This is a genomic window from Mycoplasma sp. 21DD0573, from assembly GCF_034863425.1.
Classification (GTDB): domain Bacteria; phylum Bacillota_I; class Bacilli_A; order Mycoplasmatales; family Metamycoplasmataceae; genus Mycoplasmopsis.
Map to the genome: position 1 here is coordinate 69830 of NZ_JAYFEZ010000001.1, position 15739 is coordinate 85568.

14 protein-coding genes are annotated in these 15739 nt (G+C 28.9%); 6 read left to right on the plus strand and 8 right to left on the minus strand.

The window, feature by feature from the left end:
• Positions 1-10: 10 nt before the first annotated feature.
• Both VBM86_RS00295 and VBM86_RS00300 read right to left on the minus strand, forming a co-directional pair.
• The gene (locus tag VBM86_RS00295) at positions 11-4141 is read right to left on the minus strand and encodes an AAA domain-containing protein (RefSeq protein WP_323189466.1); all 4131 of its coding nucleotides are present in this window, start codon (positions 4139-4141) and stop codon (positions 11-13) included.
• A 12-nt stretch (positions 4142-4153) separates the two neighbouring features.
• Positions 4154-4507 (minus strand): PTS glucose transporter subunit IIB, encoded by a 354-nt coding sequence (locus tag VBM86_RS00300; RefSeq protein ID WP_323189467.1) that lies wholly within the window; start codon positions 4505-4507, stop codon positions 4154-4156.
• Between the two features lie 222 nt (positions 4508-4729).
• On the opposite strand from VBM86_RS00300, the gene VBM86_RS00305 reads away from it, so the two are divergent.
• Both VBM86_RS00305 and VBM86_RS00310 read left to right on the plus strand, forming a co-directional pair.
• A complete protein-coding gene (locus tag VBM86_RS00305; protein WP_323189468.1) occupies positions 4730-5578 on the plus strand; it encodes a DegV family protein in 849 nt (282 codons plus the stop codon).
• A complete protein-coding gene (locus VBM86_RS00310) occupies positions 5571-5801 on the plus strand; it encodes a hypothetical protein (RefSeq protein WP_257088624.1) in 231 nt (76 codons plus the stop codon). Before VBM86_RS00305 ends, VBM86_RS00310 begins: the two co-directional genes overlap by 8 nt.
• Positions 5802-5878: 77 nt before the next feature.
• Here the strand turns inward: VBM86_RS00310 and VBM86_RS00315 are convergent, their stop codons facing one another.
• The 5 genes from VBM86_RS00315 to VBM86_RS00335 all read right to left on the minus strand — a co-directional run bounded on the left by VBM86_RS00315 (position 5879) and on the right by VBM86_RS00335 (position 9874).
• Entirely contained in the window at positions 5879-6301 is a 423-nt protein-coding gene (locus VBM86_RS00315; RefSeq protein ID WP_323188505.1) for a hypothetical protein, read from the minus strand.
• 107 nt (positions 6302-6408) lie between these two features.
• A complete protein-coding gene (gene deoC / locus VBM86_RS00320; RefSeq protein WP_257088628.1) occupies positions 6409-7071 on the minus strand; it encodes a deoxyribose-phosphate aldolase in 663 nt (220 codons plus the stop codon).
• Between the two features lie 48 nt (positions 7072-7119).
• Positions 7120-8415, minus strand: a complete 1296-nt coding sequence (locus tag VBM86_RS00325; RefSeq protein ID WP_323189469.1) for a pyrimidine-nucleoside phosphorylase — start codon at positions 8413-8415, stop codon at positions 7120-7122.
• Between the two features lies 1 nt (position 8416).
• Positions 8417-9121 (minus strand): purine-nucleoside phosphorylase, encoded by a 705-nt coding sequence (gene deoD / locus VBM86_RS00330; RefSeq protein ID WP_257088632.1) that lies wholly within the window; start codon positions 9119-9121, stop codon positions 8417-8419.
• A gap of 282 nt (positions 9122-9403) precedes the next feature.
• A complete protein-coding gene (locus VBM86_RS00335) occupies positions 9404-9874 on the minus strand; it encodes an L-threonylcarbamoyladenylate synthase (protein ID WP_323189470.1) in 471 nt (156 codons plus the stop codon).
• 98 nt (positions 9875-9972) lie between these two features.
• On the opposite strand from VBM86_RS00335, the gene mutM reads away from it, so the two are divergent.
• From mutM to VBM86_RS00355, 4 genes are all read left to right on the plus strand, one after another.
• A complete protein-coding gene (gene mutM / locus VBM86_RS00340; protein WP_323189471.1) occupies positions 9973-10827 on the plus strand; it encodes a bifunctional DNA-formamidopyrimidine glycosylase/DNA-(apurinic or apyrimidinic site) lyase in 855 nt (284 codons plus the stop codon).
• Position 10828: 1 nt separating this feature from the next.
• Complete coding sequence (locus tag VBM86_RS00345; RefSeq protein WP_323189472.1) at positions 10829-11365, plus strand: isochorismatase family cysteine hydrolase; 537 nt, start codon at positions 10829-10831, stop codon at positions 11363-11365.
• Positions 11356-11685 (plus strand): Smr/MutS family protein, encoded by a 330-nt coding sequence (locus VBM86_RS00350; protein ID WP_323189473.1) that lies wholly within the window; start codon positions 11356-11358, stop codon positions 11683-11685. Before VBM86_RS00345 ends, VBM86_RS00350 begins: the two co-directional genes overlap by 10 nt.
• 219 nt (positions 11686-11904) lie before the next feature.
• On the plus strand, positions 11905-14676 hold the full coding sequence (locus tag VBM86_RS00355; RefSeq protein ID WP_323189474.1) for a cation-translocating P-type ATPase: 2772 nt from the start codon (positions 11905-11907) through the stop codon (positions 14674-14676).
• Positions 14677-14819: 143 nt separating this feature from the next.
• Here the strand turns inward: VBM86_RS00355 and VBM86_RS00360 are convergent, their stop codons facing one another.
• Positions 14820-15692: a hypothetical protein gene (locus tag VBM86_RS00360; protein WP_323189475.1), complete on the minus strand. Its 873-nt coding sequence runs from the start codon at positions 15690-15692 to the stop codon at positions 14820-14822.
• Positions 15693-15739: the final 47 nt, after the last annotated feature.

Consider the following 15739-nt stretch of genomic DNA (forward strand, 5'->3'; position numbering starts at 1 on the left):
CTCCTATCTATTAAAAGTCATCGTATTGTCCATCATAAATTCATTCTTCTGTTTTATCTTGCATCGTTGGATGAATTATATGAGATTTTTTCTTATTTAACACTTCTTCAGCTTGTTCAACTTTATCAAGTGTTATTTTTTCTTCTTTTGTAACAGCTCTTGGGTTAAATGATTCAAAATTTAATACAAAATTATCATCATCTTCATCACTGTAATCTAGGTCATCTACTTTTGATTCTTGTGAATCTGTAGAAGATTGTTGTTCTTCAGTACTGTCAGCAACAAATTCTTGTGTTATTTGTTCTTCTATATTTTCTGGTTTGATTTGGAAAATGTCATCAAATGATGAATCAATTTCGTTTTGGTTAATGAATGGTTCTTCTGTTGGTTGTTCTTCTTTAATTGTTGTTTCTTCTACAGCAACAGGTTCTTCATTAACTTCTTCATTTTGTATATCTTCTATTATTATTTGTTCAGTTTCAATATTATCATTTGAAACTTTATTGTCTCCAAATGTTCAAATTTCTTCATAAATATCTGAATCATTTTGAGTTTCTATTTTATTATCATTTTCTGAGTTTGATTCATCAACTAATATATCTTCTGAATCAATTTCTTCTTCAAGTGTGTCTTTGACTTCTTCAGGTTCATTTTGTTCTTCAATGCTTCCTGAAGTTTTGCTCTTCATAACTTCTTCTTCATCTTCATCAGATGAATCAAAGTTAAAGATTTTTTTCTCCACAACAGTCTCTGTTATAGGTTCAACTTTTTCTTCTGAGAGAATTACAACTTGCTCTGCAGGTTGTTCTTCAGCTTCGATTATTTGTTCATCATTAATATTTAAATCAACTTCATCCACTTCTTCAGCAATTGGTTCAACTGTGATTTGTGCAGTTAAAATTTGATTTTGTACTTGTGGTTCTTTAGCAACTTCGTGTTCTGCAGTTTTGTTAATTGTGTAAGTATTTGTTACTTGACCTTTTGAAGTTGATTTAAACTCTTTTGTTTTTTCAGGTGTAAATCAACTATCGATTTGATTTTGAATTCAAATTCAGTTAATAGGTGTAACAACTTCCACATCATATGATTTAGATTTTAAGAATTTAACTGCATCATATAAAGACACGAAGTTTTCTTTTGAATTTGCATAGTACATTGTGTCAAATGAAATACATTTGAATGGTATTTTGTTGTATGTAACCACAATGTCTATATCTAATGAACCAACTATGTAATCTTTGAACACTTCAAAGTTTGGATCATATGCAATTGCACTTTTAATTCTATTAAATACTAAGTTTTTAAATCAGTCGTCCTTGAGTTTAGTATTTGAAATTGAATAATGGTTTTGATCAAATGATTCTTTGATTTCAATTCTTCTTTGTTCTGATTCTTTTTCTAAGAATTGAAGTCAAGATTTGAATACTCTAATATCGTCAGATATTTCAGGTGTTAAAATGATATCTTCAGATTTGATTGTCTTAATGATAATCATTTTTTCTTTAGCACGTGAAATCGCAACGTTAAGAGCATTTTTACCACCTGGACGTGAAACATATGTAGATGATAATTTTGTGTTCTTATCGTAAGCAATTGTTGCAATAACTAAGTCAGCTTCATCCCCTTGGATGTTTTCAATGTTTCTGATTAAAAGTTTCTTGCTGTGAATTGCTTTTTCAAGTAATGGATATTGATTGTAAATCAATTCTGTTATGTAATTACTTTGTTTAACGTTAAATGATAAAAGAATTATTTTCTTATATTTATCTATATTATCTATTACTTTGTCTATAGCTAATTTAGCTTCAACAATGTTTTTATTTTGGTCTCAAGAACCATCTACTTGGTAAACTTCAATCGGTTCGTTATTTCAAGCATTAGCGGCATCTAAAACGTTAAGTTTACTTTGGTAGAAAGTTTTTGACGAGAACCCCATAAGTTCAGCGTGATTTGAACGGTAATTCTTATCAAGCATAACATTATGAACTCCTAATGAAAGTGCATAATCTAGAACTGATTCAACTTTACCGAAAATCGAATCATCTGTAATACGTTGCACGAATCAAGAAGTCGGCTTCATTTGCTCTGTGTCACCAGCAAAGATTTTGAATTTTGCTAAATAAAGAATTGGAATGGCATTTTCAATGAAAATCTGACTTGATTCGTCAAGGATCGCATAATCAAATTCTTCTTTAGATCAACCTGATAAATCTGTGTTAGGTGTAGCAACTACAATTGGGAATAATTGTTTAATCATTCCAGTGAATTTTTTAACAAATCTGTAAGGTTCTAAGTTTTGAATTCTTACTGATTGAGCAAATTCTCTATATTCTTTTTTAAGTTTTTCGTCAAATTTATTAATTCTAGCCACTATTAAGTGAGCTACAAAGTCTCTGACTTCTTCTATACTCATTCTTTGTGGTCTAGGTTGAATGTTTTTGTAAGCTGTAATTAAATTATTAAGTTTTTTAAATGGACTGTGTTCTGAATTAATGTGCTCAAATCCAATTGTGTTTACAAATTTCATTAAATCATTTAATGAACCATTGAATGTAGGTAATTTTTCATCAATTAAGTTACCTAATTCTTTTAGTCTTCTATATTCTTTTACAAAAGGTAAATATTTATATTTACTTAATTTAAGTAATTCTTTAGCTGTTTGATGGTTTGTTGGTTCAGTCGGATATTTAACATCTTTTGGAAGCGATAATAGAAACTCGATGTCTGTTAAATGATCGAAATCTTGCTTTTGTGATGCAAAGTAGTAGTAAGTTAATAAAACATCTTTTGCAAGTGAATCATTTAGATATTCAGAAGCAGCATCTATAAAGTTAATTTCACTTTCTGAAATAACATTCAAAGGATGGAATCCATTTGTTCCACTAAAGTTCTCAAGCGTATCTAAATATTTTTTAATAGGTTCATAGAATGATTTTCTGTTTGTATTCTTTGTATTTAATATAAATAAACAGAATTCAGATAAATCATCCAATCTATTTTTAATAACTTCAAGTGCAGCTCTCTTTTGTGAAGCAACAATTGCTGTTTTCTTTCTTACTAAGATGTTAGCTAATATATTAACTATTGTTTGAGATTTACCTGTACCAGGTGGACCTCAAATAACAGTGTTTTGAAGCATTGAACTAACGATAGCCTTATCTTGAGATAAGTTTGAATCTGTTATCTTGATTAATCCTGTGTTATCTCTATATGTGTTATGCTCAACTGTAGCTTTATAAATGTTTTTATTAAATTCAACTTTGATGATGTTATCAATTTCATCTTTTTGAGCAATCTCTTTCATTCTGTTTCTAGCGTACCCACCTCAAGGTTGGTAAATTCCTAAAACAGCACCTGGATGGAATTTAATGTTTTCATTAGTAATTTCTTCCTCAGGATTTGAGATTTTTTCAAAAGGATTTTTAAGTGAAACTGGTAAATCAAATAAATCGTTTCAATCTTCTTGTAACTTATTAATTAAAGTAGAAATCTTGTAGTCTTTAAATTCTGCGTCAATAGAAATCTTGAAATCATTATTGTTTAAGAAGAATACAAGTTTTTCATTAACTTTAATATCTCCATCTGATTTAATAATTGGTTTACCATTTACAAAATCTATTGAAGCTTGTTTTAAGAATAAAGGAGCATAAATGAATTTGTCATCTTTCTTAAGTGAAATAAATAGGAAACCTATATATAAAGGTCAAATATTTGTTTCATCAAGAATGTTAGTTACTTTGTCATCTAACAATTTTCATTGTGTGATTGACTTTTGTAACATTAACTGTAAGTCATTTAAAATCTTGTTCTTGTAGTATTCTCAATCTTGTTGTACGTTTTCTAAATTAACTTTAATTTTTAAATGATGCAATACATCAAGTTTGCTTTCTAAATATAAGACCAAGTTATCAGGTCCTGATATATTAGAAATCTTCTCAATCAAAGTAATTACATTATTGTCTAGCGCACTTATTTGAAATGTTTCATTGTTATAAAACGTATCTCAGTTTTTATCTCCTATAAGCGAATACAAGTCATAAAAATATTTATTTTGTATTTTAGTAAATATAGAAGAGTCAGTCTGCGAAATATCTAATAAGTTATCTAGAATAATCTTATATTTGTTTTGTTCTTTACTCATTTTGTAACCTCATTATTTTACTTGTTGTTCTAATTGTCTTAATGTTTCGTTAGCATACTCACCAAGTGTTATAGATACTTTAGAACTAGATAATAAAATTCCACTTACACCTTTTAATTCTTTTAAAGCTTCTGTATCGACTTTGTTGTTTGATTTAACTGTTACAACTAGTCTACTTATTTTAACTTCAAAGTTATCAATATTTTCTTTAGTACCTAGAGCACTAACTAATTGTTCAACTTTGAATGGAAGCTTGTTACTTTGGTAAATAGTATTCTTAGCTTTCTTTTCTTTGTTTCATTTAATTCATATGAAACCTAACGTAATAATAGTTAGAAAAATAATCTTTGTCATTTGTTTAGTCATAGTAATAATTATATTGTAAATATAATTATTATTAAATATTTTTTATATTATATATACATATAATATACATATACACGTGTAAAAATACTTTTAGCATAGTGTACAAGGCATTTTAGTCAAAAAATAAAACTAAATTATTACTAAAAATTCATATATTTTTATATATACATATTATGTATATATAAGACTTTTTTTAAAATAAATTGCTATATAATTTACTTTATGGAAAAAATAGGTATTATTATTGATTCCTTTTCAGGAATCTCAAAAACCGAAGCAGAAGCTCACGGATTTTATTATTTACCATTACAGATAGAAATTGATAAAAAAGTTTATCAAGATGGTATAGTTGACCCCGTTGAAGTTTTAGAGCAGCTTGCTAATGCAACTGATATTAAATCTTCATCACCAAAATTAGACATCCTTCAAAGCACAGTTAAAAAAGCTGCTGAGGAAAACCAAGAAGTTATTTATTTAGGTATCTCATCTAAATTATCTTCTACACCAAATCATGTTGCAGCTATGTCTAATGAATATAAAAACATTCACGTAGTTGATAATCACTTTGCAGGTGTTCAATTATTATATGCAGCTAAATATGCTAAAAAACTAAGTGAGCAAGGCTTAGAAGTTCAATCTATTATCAATCATCTTGCTAAACTAAATCAAAAATCACACACATTCTTACTCCCTATGAACTTAAAATATTTAATTTCAGGTGGAAGATTATCATCAGTTAAAAAGTTTATCGCTTCAAAAGTAAGTATTTACCCTGTCCTTTCATATGATAAAAATGACGCAGTTTCATTTGTTTCATTCAAATTAACTTCATCAGGCGCTATTAAAAAACTATTTGAAAAAGTAATGGAAGCAGTTGATAAGCCAGAAGATTACGTTTTTACATGAATGCATGGTATAGATGAAAAAGTTAATAAATTAGTTCAAGAACAAGCGCAAAAACACTCGATTAAACTTGTTAATGAACAACTTACTTCAAGTGTTATTTCAGTTCACACAGGTCCTGAAGCTTTTGCTATTATGATAACTCCAAAAGAAGGTTACGATGCCTAGACAAAAGAAAAATGCTAAAAAACCAGGTTACTCAACAATCAAATCAGAGAAAAAATATACTCAATTAGTTGATTTAGTAATCGAAGAGAATGTTAAAGATGAAACATCTGTTAAAAGATATAAGAAAAATAGGCTAGCATATATACTAGCTATTTTCTCTTTAGTTCTATTAATTGCATTAGTAGCTGTCTTAATTACAGCTATTGCACTTAAATGAATATAATTACATAACCAAAGACATCTTAACGTAGTTGTTAAGATGTTTTTTAATCTAATTTTAATTTTTTGTGTTTAACTTGACTAAATTTGATTATTTAATCGATTGATTTGAATTACTTTTACATTTCTTAGATTATCCATAACCTTATCGTGAATGATTTGTAGAATTTCTAATTCATTAAACTCACTAATTTTCTTATGTAGTACTTCGTGATTAATGTTGTATGAATTCTTAAATAAGATATCTTCTTTAATTTTAAATATTGTGTTTACATTAAGTTCATAATCAGTCAAACCATCTGCAGTATATAAAAGCAGACCCATATCAGTGTCTAATTTGAATTTCTTGTGTTTAACTTCACAAAATAAGTATTCATTACCCACTTGTAAGATTGGCATAATTAATTTATCAGTCATTTTCGATTTTTTAAATAAGAAGTCGAATAAATCATCACTGATTTCGTGAACTTCAAATAAATCTATAAGTTTTTCTTTATTTTTCATTTTGTACCTCATTTATTTAGTAAATTTAGTCAAATTTGAACTTAAATTGAATAAAGTGCATTAAAAAATCACCATCTTATGATAGTGATCTAATAATTATTAAAGGATTAGTATCCTTCTTTAGAAGTTTTTCCTTCAACAATAGCGATTGAACGACTTGTTCCAAATCTTGTAGCTCCAGCTTCGTACATTGCGATTAAATCATCAATGTTTGCAATTCCTCCAGCTGCTTTGATAAGTAATTTGTCTCCACAAACGCTTTTCATAATTTTAACATCTTCCAATGATGCACCACGGAAGCTTGTTCCTGTTGAAGTTTTGATGAATTCAGCACCTGATTTCATAACGATTTCAGTTGCTTTTCTGATTTCTTCTTCTGATAATAAAGCTGTTTCGATGATAACTTTAAGAACTTTATCTCCACAAGCTTCTTTAACTTTTTTAATGTCGTTAAGAACGTATTCGTAGTCCCCTTGTTTGAAACGTCCGATAGCCATAACCATATCAATTTCTGTAGCACCGTGTTCGATAGCTAATTTAGCTTCGTGTGCTTTAACTGCTGTAATGTTAGCCCCTAAAGGGAAACCAACAACTACAGTAACACCAATTCCTGTTCCTGCTAATCTTTCAGCTGCGTATTTTGCTCATCCTGAGTTAACACAAACTGTAGCAAAGTCATATTTAATAGCTTCGTCGATTAATTTATCAATGTCTTTTTTTTGCGCTTCAGCTTTTAATAAAGTATGATCGATTAATTTGTTGTAATTCATTTTATCCTTTGTTTAAATTTAACTATTTAAATTAAGTGTTTAATGTAATTATTGTAATTTAGCAATAATAATTTTGTTTTCAACTTTTTCTTTATTGAATTTGTATCCTTGTTTAAGTTCGTTAACTAATTCAACATCGATTGGGTTTGATGAATATAATGTGAATAATACATCACCTTTTTTAACTTCTTCATTTGTTTTCTTGTTCAATGTAATTCCAGCTTCATTGTCAATGCTGTCTTCTTTTGTTTTTCTTCCAGCACCTAATTTCATTGAAACAATACCAAATGTTAAAGCGTCAAAGATTTCTAAGTATCCTTCGTCTTCTGAAATAACTTCTAATTTGTATTTAGGATTTCAGAATGTAGGTGATTTAAGAGCTTCTACATCACCATGTTGTACTCTTACAAATTCATAGAATTTTTCAAGAGCTTTTCCGTTTTTAATAACTTCATCAACCATTTTAAGTGCTTCATCGTGTGATTTAGCAATTTTAGCTTGTTCTAAAATTGTTGCACAAGATGAGTAAACTAATTCATTGAAATCTTCAGGTCCTTTTCCTTCAAGAGTTCTAATAGCTTCAAGAACCTCGTTTTTGTTACCGATTTCACAACCAATTGGTCTTGACATATTTGTAATTTCAGCTCTTGTGTCTACATTAAGTTCTTTACCAATGCTAATCATTGTTTCAGCTAATGCAATAGCGCTTTTTTCATTTTTCATAAAAGCACCATTTCCACATTTAACATCAAGTAAGATAGCGTTTGAACCTGTTGCTAATTTTTTAGACATAATAGATGAAGCAATAAGTGGAATAGATTCAACTGTTGCTGTAACATCTCTTAATGCATATAATTTTTTGTCAGCTGGAACAAGTGATGCAGATTGTCCAATAACTGCAATACCGTGTTCTTTAACTTGTTCAATAAATTCTTTTTCTGATAATTCAACTGTGAAACCTGGAATTGTTTCTAATTTATCGATAGTTCCACCTGTGTGTCCAAGTCCTCTACCACTCATTTTAGCAACTGGAGCTCCTAAAGCAGCAACGATTGGTCCTACTGCTAAAGTTGTTTTATCTCCAATTCCACCTGTTGAGTGTTTGTCAACTTTAATACCAGGAATAGCTGATAAGTTCATAACTTCACCAGAATGCATCATATATTTTGTCATTGTTGCAATTTCTCTTGAGTTCATTCCATTGAACATAACTGCCATTAAGAATGCACTCATTTGATAATCTGGCGCTTCACCTCTAACGTATGAATTAATTAAAAATTCAATTTCTTCATTTGTTAGTTCGTGATTTAAACGTTTTTTCTCAATAATATCTACTACACGCATATTATTTTGCTAATTCTAAAGCAATCTCCATCATTTTTGTAAATGCTGTTTGACGTTCTTCAGCTGATGTTTCTTCGTGTGTAATTAAGTTATCTGAAATTGTTAATAAACAAGCAGCTTCTTTTCCTGTAGCTTCAGCATTTGTGAATAATGCAAATGATTCCATTTCAACACAAACTGATTGTGTTTCTTCAATTCTTTGTTCAAGTGGAACAACTGAGTAGAATATATCTGATGAATGTACTCTTCCTTCAGTAATTTTTGTTCCTTGTGAAGCAGCAATAGCTTTAATTTCTTCGTTTAATTTTGCTGAAGGTAATGAAATGTTTCCTTCTTTTCCTAAAGCAATTCTTCTAAATGCATCAGCGTCAGCAAAAGCTTCTGATGCTAAAACAACTTCGTAAAGTCCTAAGTCAGCTTTGTATGATCCAGCTGAACCAATTCTAATAATTCTATCTACATCATAAAATTTGAATAATTCATATGAGTAAATCCCGATTGAAGGACATCCCATTCCACTAGCTGCTACAGTGATTGGTCTTCCTTTGTATGTACCTGTGTACATAAACATATTTCTAACTGTATTAACTAATTTGAACCCTTCATCTAAGTATGTTTCAGCAATAAATTTTGCTCTTAATGGGTCACCTGGCATAATAACTGTTTTAGCTATTTCACCTTTTTTAGCATGAATGTGTGGTGTCATAATTTCCTCCTAAATTTAATAATTTAAAAACATCAAAATATTAAGTATGATGTGGACTATTTTTAGTCAAAAATATTTTAACACTTAAAACAAAAAGTTAAAAGAATTATTAATAATATATTATTAATAAGGAAAATAAAAAAGTTAGTCAAGCAGACTAACTAAAATATGCACAAAATAATTTCATATATAAATTTTATTTAACGGAAGCAGTTATTATAAAAAGCAAACCAAAAACAAAACTTTGACAAAAGTTTTATTTTTGAGTTTTTTATAGACATTTTAACGTCTGATAGTTTCTCTAGTATCTAAATTATAAATTGTACTTGGCGTTCCTGTTCCTTCGCAGAAGTCAATAACATTTTGGATCATTGGGAATTGTGCTTTAGCTTCTTCTAAAGTTTTCGAAGCTGGTTGTCCTGATAAATTAGCACTTGTTAAATACATTGGACCATTTTTGATTAAGAACTCTTGAAATGCTTTGCAAGCTGGCATTCTGAAACCTTGATCGTTTACAATAATTGTATTTGCTCCAGGTCATTTATGAATAGCAAATGCATTTGCTTCTTCATTTCATTGCGCAAATCCTTGAGCTTGTTCTAATGAACCTACAACAATTACCATCTTTTTATCTAAAGGTCTTTGTTTAAGTTCATAAAGTTCTTCTAATGTTTCAGGAGAAACAAAACCACCAAGTCCAGGTACAGTATCTGTAGATACTAGGAAAATATCTTTATATTTTGATCTTTCCATATTTTAATTTTACTCTTATAGAGTAAAATATATATACTAAATTAAATTTTTTGTAAATTTATTTAAAAAACTTTTAACCCTAAAAAATGGAGGTAAAAATGCCGGAATATCCTGAAGTGACTATAATCACAGAACAATTAAATAAAAAAATATTAAACAAAACTATCAAAAATGTACAAATTAATGTTTCTAAAATTATTAAAAATGTACCTTTAGATGAGTTTGTAAAATCAGTTACTGATAAGAAAATTATCCAAATTCAAAACTATGGTAAATTCATCACAATTTATTTAGATGACAATTCTAAAATGGTTATCCATTTAAGAATGTCAGGTATGTTTTATGTTGTTGAACAACAACATTTAGCTGATTTAAAGAAAATGGTAAATCATATAATTGTTGAATTTTATTTATCTGACAACTTATGTTTCGTTTTTGTTGATCCAAGAATGTTCGGATCGATTGAATACTTTGCAAACTCTGATAAAAGAAGTGTTTATGAAATTAAAAAGTTAGCTAAGTTACCTAAAGATGTAGATGTTGATGCTTTATATGAGAAATTACAAAGAAAAAACATTTCAATTAAAGCTGCATTATTAGATCAACAACTTGTTTTAGGTATTGGTAACATTTATGCAGACGAATCTTTATTTGCAACTAAAATTTACCCAATGACTAAATGCAACAAAGTAACTAAAGGACAACTTAAAGAACTTTTAAAAAATGCACAAATCATTATGGACGACAGTATCAAAGCAGGTGGCAGCACAGTTCACACTTATGCGTCAGTTAATGGTGTAGTTGGACATTATCAAAACTATTTAAGAGTTTATAGTAGAGCTAATAAACGTTGCTTAGTATGTAAAGAAGGAATTGTTCAAAAAGTTAAATTAGACTTTAAACCAAATGGGAGAGGAACATCATTCTGTCCTGTTTGTCAAAAAGAACAATAAGATGAATAAAAAAAGTTTATTAATAGTAATAGATATGCTTAACGGTTTTGCTAAAGAAGGAAAATTATCTTCAAGCAGAATAAATAACATTATTCCTACTATAGAAGATATGTTGCAAAACTATGAGCATAATATTTTCATATGCGACCATCACTCTGAAGATGATTCGGAAATGAAAACTTATCCAATTCACTGTTTAGCTAATGATAAAGAATCACAAATAGTTCATGAATTACAAGAATATGTTCAAAAAGTTTATTATAAAAATACTACAAATGGGTTTTACGATATTCCAATGAAATTATGAGATCAATATGATGAATTTGTGCTCGTAGGTTGCTGCACAGATATTTGTGTTATGCAACTTGCTTTAAGTTTAAAAATTTACTTGAACAAAATAAATTCAGATAAAAAAGTCTTAGTTTATTCAAATGCAACTGATACATATGATGCTCCTGAACATAATGGAGATAAATTCCACAACTTTGCTCTAGACATAATGAAAAACGCAGGAATTAAAATTAGAGTATGAGAGTAGTTGATTTACACGGTTTATTAGCTGAAGAAGCTCTAATTGTAATTACAAACAATTTGTTTGATTATAAAACTGGTAAAGTTGACCAAATTATGTTCATCACAGGTAAAGGTACTGGTATTTTAAAAACTACATTAGAAAACTACTTACATTCTAATAATATTAGATACTCTATTTTTAATGATGATGGAGCCTATTTAATAAATAGATTCGATGAACCATATTCAACATATGACTATGATTCATATGAAGACGATGAAGAATTTTCGATGTCACCATTAGATGTAGATAATTTATTTAATAACTTCAAGAACGAAGAATAAGAATAAATTGCTTTAAATTTAGATTTATCAGGATTATCGAAATCTAAATAAAGCAGGAAAATACCTTTAATAATTGACCACTAGTTAAAGACTTTTAAGTCTATGTGCTAGTGATTTTTGTATTTTGTAGCTTCAAAATATTAAATTTAGCAAATAGGAAACAAAAGGTATAATTATTTAACTTATTTATAAGTTAAATTAAATAAGAAAGGAGAAAAAATGGAAAACTTAACACAAACTGATTTAAAACTTGGTTTAAGTTCTGAGGAAGCACTTAAAAGAAATCAACAATTTGGTTTAAACACAATTGAAACTAAAAAGAAAAAGAATATCTTTTTAATTTTCTTAAATCAATTTAAAGATTTTATGATCATCATTCTTTTAATTGCTGCTGCATTTAGTTTTGGTGTTACTATTTGAGAACACGTTGATGGTAGATTAAAAACAACTAGTGAAATCGTTATTGCATATATTGAACCATTCATCATTTTAGTAGTTGTGGCACTTAACTCTATGCTTGGAACTTATCAGGAAATCAAGAGTGATCAAGCTGTAGCTGCATTAGCTAAATCTAATGAGCTTATGGCTAAAGTTATAAGAGATGGAAAAACAGTTATTATTCCATCATCACAAGTTACAATTGGTGATTTAATTGTAGTTGAAGCTGGAGATTACATATCTGCTGATGCTGAATTAGTTGAATCTTACTCACTTAGTGTGGTTGAATCATCATTAACTGGTGAATCACTTGCTGTAGATAAAAAAGTCGGATCTATTGAAAAAATTGAATCTTTACCATTAGGTGACAGATACAATCAAATTTACTCAAGTACATACGTTGTAAATGGTAGAGCAATTGCACTTGTAAAAGCAATTGGGGCTAACACAGAAATCGGAAAGATTAACTCATCTATCCAAGAACAAGAAGTTCAACTTTCACCATTACAAATTAAATTAAACAAATTAAGTAAAATCTTCGGAATTGCTGGAGTTGTATTATTGTTCTTAACAACAATCTTACAAATTGTTTTAACAAACACAATTTCAAACAATTGAAATGAACCTCAAGTGTACTCAAACGCTGTTGTCATTGGTATTTCACTTGCAGTAGCTGCAATTCCTGAAGGATTAATCACTTTCACAACAGTTCTTTTAGCAATCGGTGTTTCAAGAATGACAAAACAAAATGCAATTATCAAAGCATTCCCTGTTGTTGAAACATTAGGTTCTACATCAATTATTTGTTCAGATAAAACAGGAACATTAACTGAAAACAAAATGACAGTTGTTAAATTCTTTGAAGCAGCTGATCCAAATAATAAAAACCTAGCTAAATCACAAACATTAGCATCATTTGTTGCTTGTTGTGATGCAGAAGTTACAAAACTTGAAAATGGTTACAACGAAGTTGGAGACCCTACTGAAACAGCTATCTTAAGATTTGGAATTGAAAATAACAATTCAAAAGATGGTTTCTATTATAGATACAAAAAGATTTCTTCACTTCCATTTGATAGTGACAGAAAAACAATGTCAGTATTAATCGAAACACCTGAAGGTGGTAGAGTAATGATTACAAAAGGTGCTCCTGATGTAATCTTTGCTAAATCAAAAAACAAAGCTGATGAATATTCACACATCAATGAACAATGATCAAACGATTCAATCAGAGTTATTGCTGTTGGATACAAAAAAATGAAACCTGATACAACTTCAATTAGTGTTGAAGATGAAAATGATTTAGTATTCTTAGGATTAATCGGAATGATTGATCCACCTAGAGCTTCAGTTAAAGCTTCAATCGAAGAAGCTACTGCAGCTGGAATTAAAACAGTTATGATTACAGGTGATCACTTAACAACTGCTATTTCAATTGCAAAAAGCTTATCAATTTTCAAAGATGGAGATATTGCAATTGATGGAAAACAATTAGCAGAAATGAGTGATGAACAATTATTAGAACAAGTTAAAAACATTTCTGTATATGCTCGTGTAAATCCATCTGACAAATTACGTATTGTTAAAGCTTGACAAGCACACAATCAAGTTGTTGCTATGACAGGAGACGGTGTTAATGATGCTCCTGCTCTTAAAGCGGCCGACGTTGGTTGTGCAATGGGAATTACAGGAACAGATGTTTCTAAACAAGCTGCTGATGTTATTTTAACTGATGACAACTTTAACACCATTGTGCACGCTGTAAAAAGTGGTAGAGAAACATTCGACAGAATTAAAACAGTTATCTTAAACTTACTTATTTCTTCATTAACAGAAATTATTGTTATGTTATTTGGTTTATTCATCTTTAGATTTATCTTTAAAGATGCAATCAATACAGCTGAATTTATTGTTCTTACAGCTGCACAATTATTATGAATTAACCTTCTTACACACGGACTTCCTGCTATTGCACTTGGAATGGTACCAAATGAAGAAGATGTTATGAAACGTAAACCATTTAATAAAAATGATAGTATCTTCGCAAATGGAATGGGTATTAGTTTAATTATCCAAAGTTCAATCTTAGGACTTGTATCATTACTTTCATACTTATTTGTTGGGTTATATGCTCAATCACAAGGTATTAAAGGTGAATGATTTGTAAAACTTACATCTTCTGCTACATTCATTACATTAGGTATTGGTTCAAGTATTAACTCACTTAACTTAATGTCTTCAAAAAGCATTTTTGTAACAAACATTAAAAAATACTACTTAGTTTACTTAGCTTCAGCATTTAGCTTTATCTGTGTTGTTGCTTCAGCATTCATTCCTGGACTTGCTTCAGTGTTTAGAAATGTTGATATTGTTGAGTTTGTAAATGATGCAAAATTAATTGATTTAAAAGCATCATACTCAGTTGTTTACTGATTAATTCCATTATTGCTTGGATTTGTGCTTACAATTTCATTTGAATTCTACAAACTTTATAAATTTGTCAAATTTAACCCTAACAATCACATCAAAGCTAAATTAGCAAAGAAAAACTAATTAGCTTAGAAATCATATAAACAGTTAAATTAATCAGTTTAACTGTTTTTTTATTTTTTTACAATTTTTGCATAATTTTACACATTAGAGTATAAAAAAACAGTACCATGTTAGTGATACTGAATTTTCTTTAAATTAAATCATTATTTGTTTTTGTTTTTTCTTCTAGCAGCAGTCGCAATGAAAATACCACTTAAGAAGGCAATTAATGAACCAGCAACAACATATGGTCATACTAAGCGTGGAACTCTGTTAACTAATGATTTTTTAACAGCAGTTACTAAAACATTAAGATCTTTGATTTTTGAAACATCAAGAGCTAATTGTTTCATATTTTTAACATCATCTGATTTTATGTCGCTTCTGTCTTTAAGTTGAATGTTGAAGTAATCGTATGTTGTTAATAATTTTTTAAACTCATTTAAGTTAGCTAAATCTAATTGTTTAGCTGTTTTATTAAATTTGTATTCTGAAACTTTTGATGTTAAGTAGTCAACTAAGTCAAGTAAGTTTTGAGCTTTAGCAACTGCTTTTTCTCCAGATTCTTCTTTGTATGATTTTGAATTGAACATAGCAATTTTATTTTCAATTTGTTTTCTTAAAACATTTGCTTTTTCAGTTCCATATGTACTTGCTAAGTATTGGTTTGTTAAGCTTTCTAACTCAGCTACTTGAGCATCGTAGTTAGCTTTGTTTAAAGCTTTAGCATCTTCAATAGCTTTTTGTAGTTCTTCAATTGATTTAGCAGATTTAATAGCTTCAGAAGCTTTGAATTTTTCTGAATCATATGGATATGGTTCATCTGATAAGAATGATAAGTCGTTAAGTGATTTAACTGCTTCATTCTTTGCATTATTGAATTTTAATCTTCCTTCAGGAGCATTAATTTCAGGATTTGTATTTGTAGTTGTTACATTTTCAGTTGTTGCACTTACTGTTGTAAGTAAAGCAAGTGGAGCCGCAACTCCTGCGCCTAAAGGTAAAAGAATTCATTTTTTCTTATTTTTTAAGTTCATAAAATTTCCTTTTTCAATAAATACTTAAGGAAGCTAAAAATATTAAT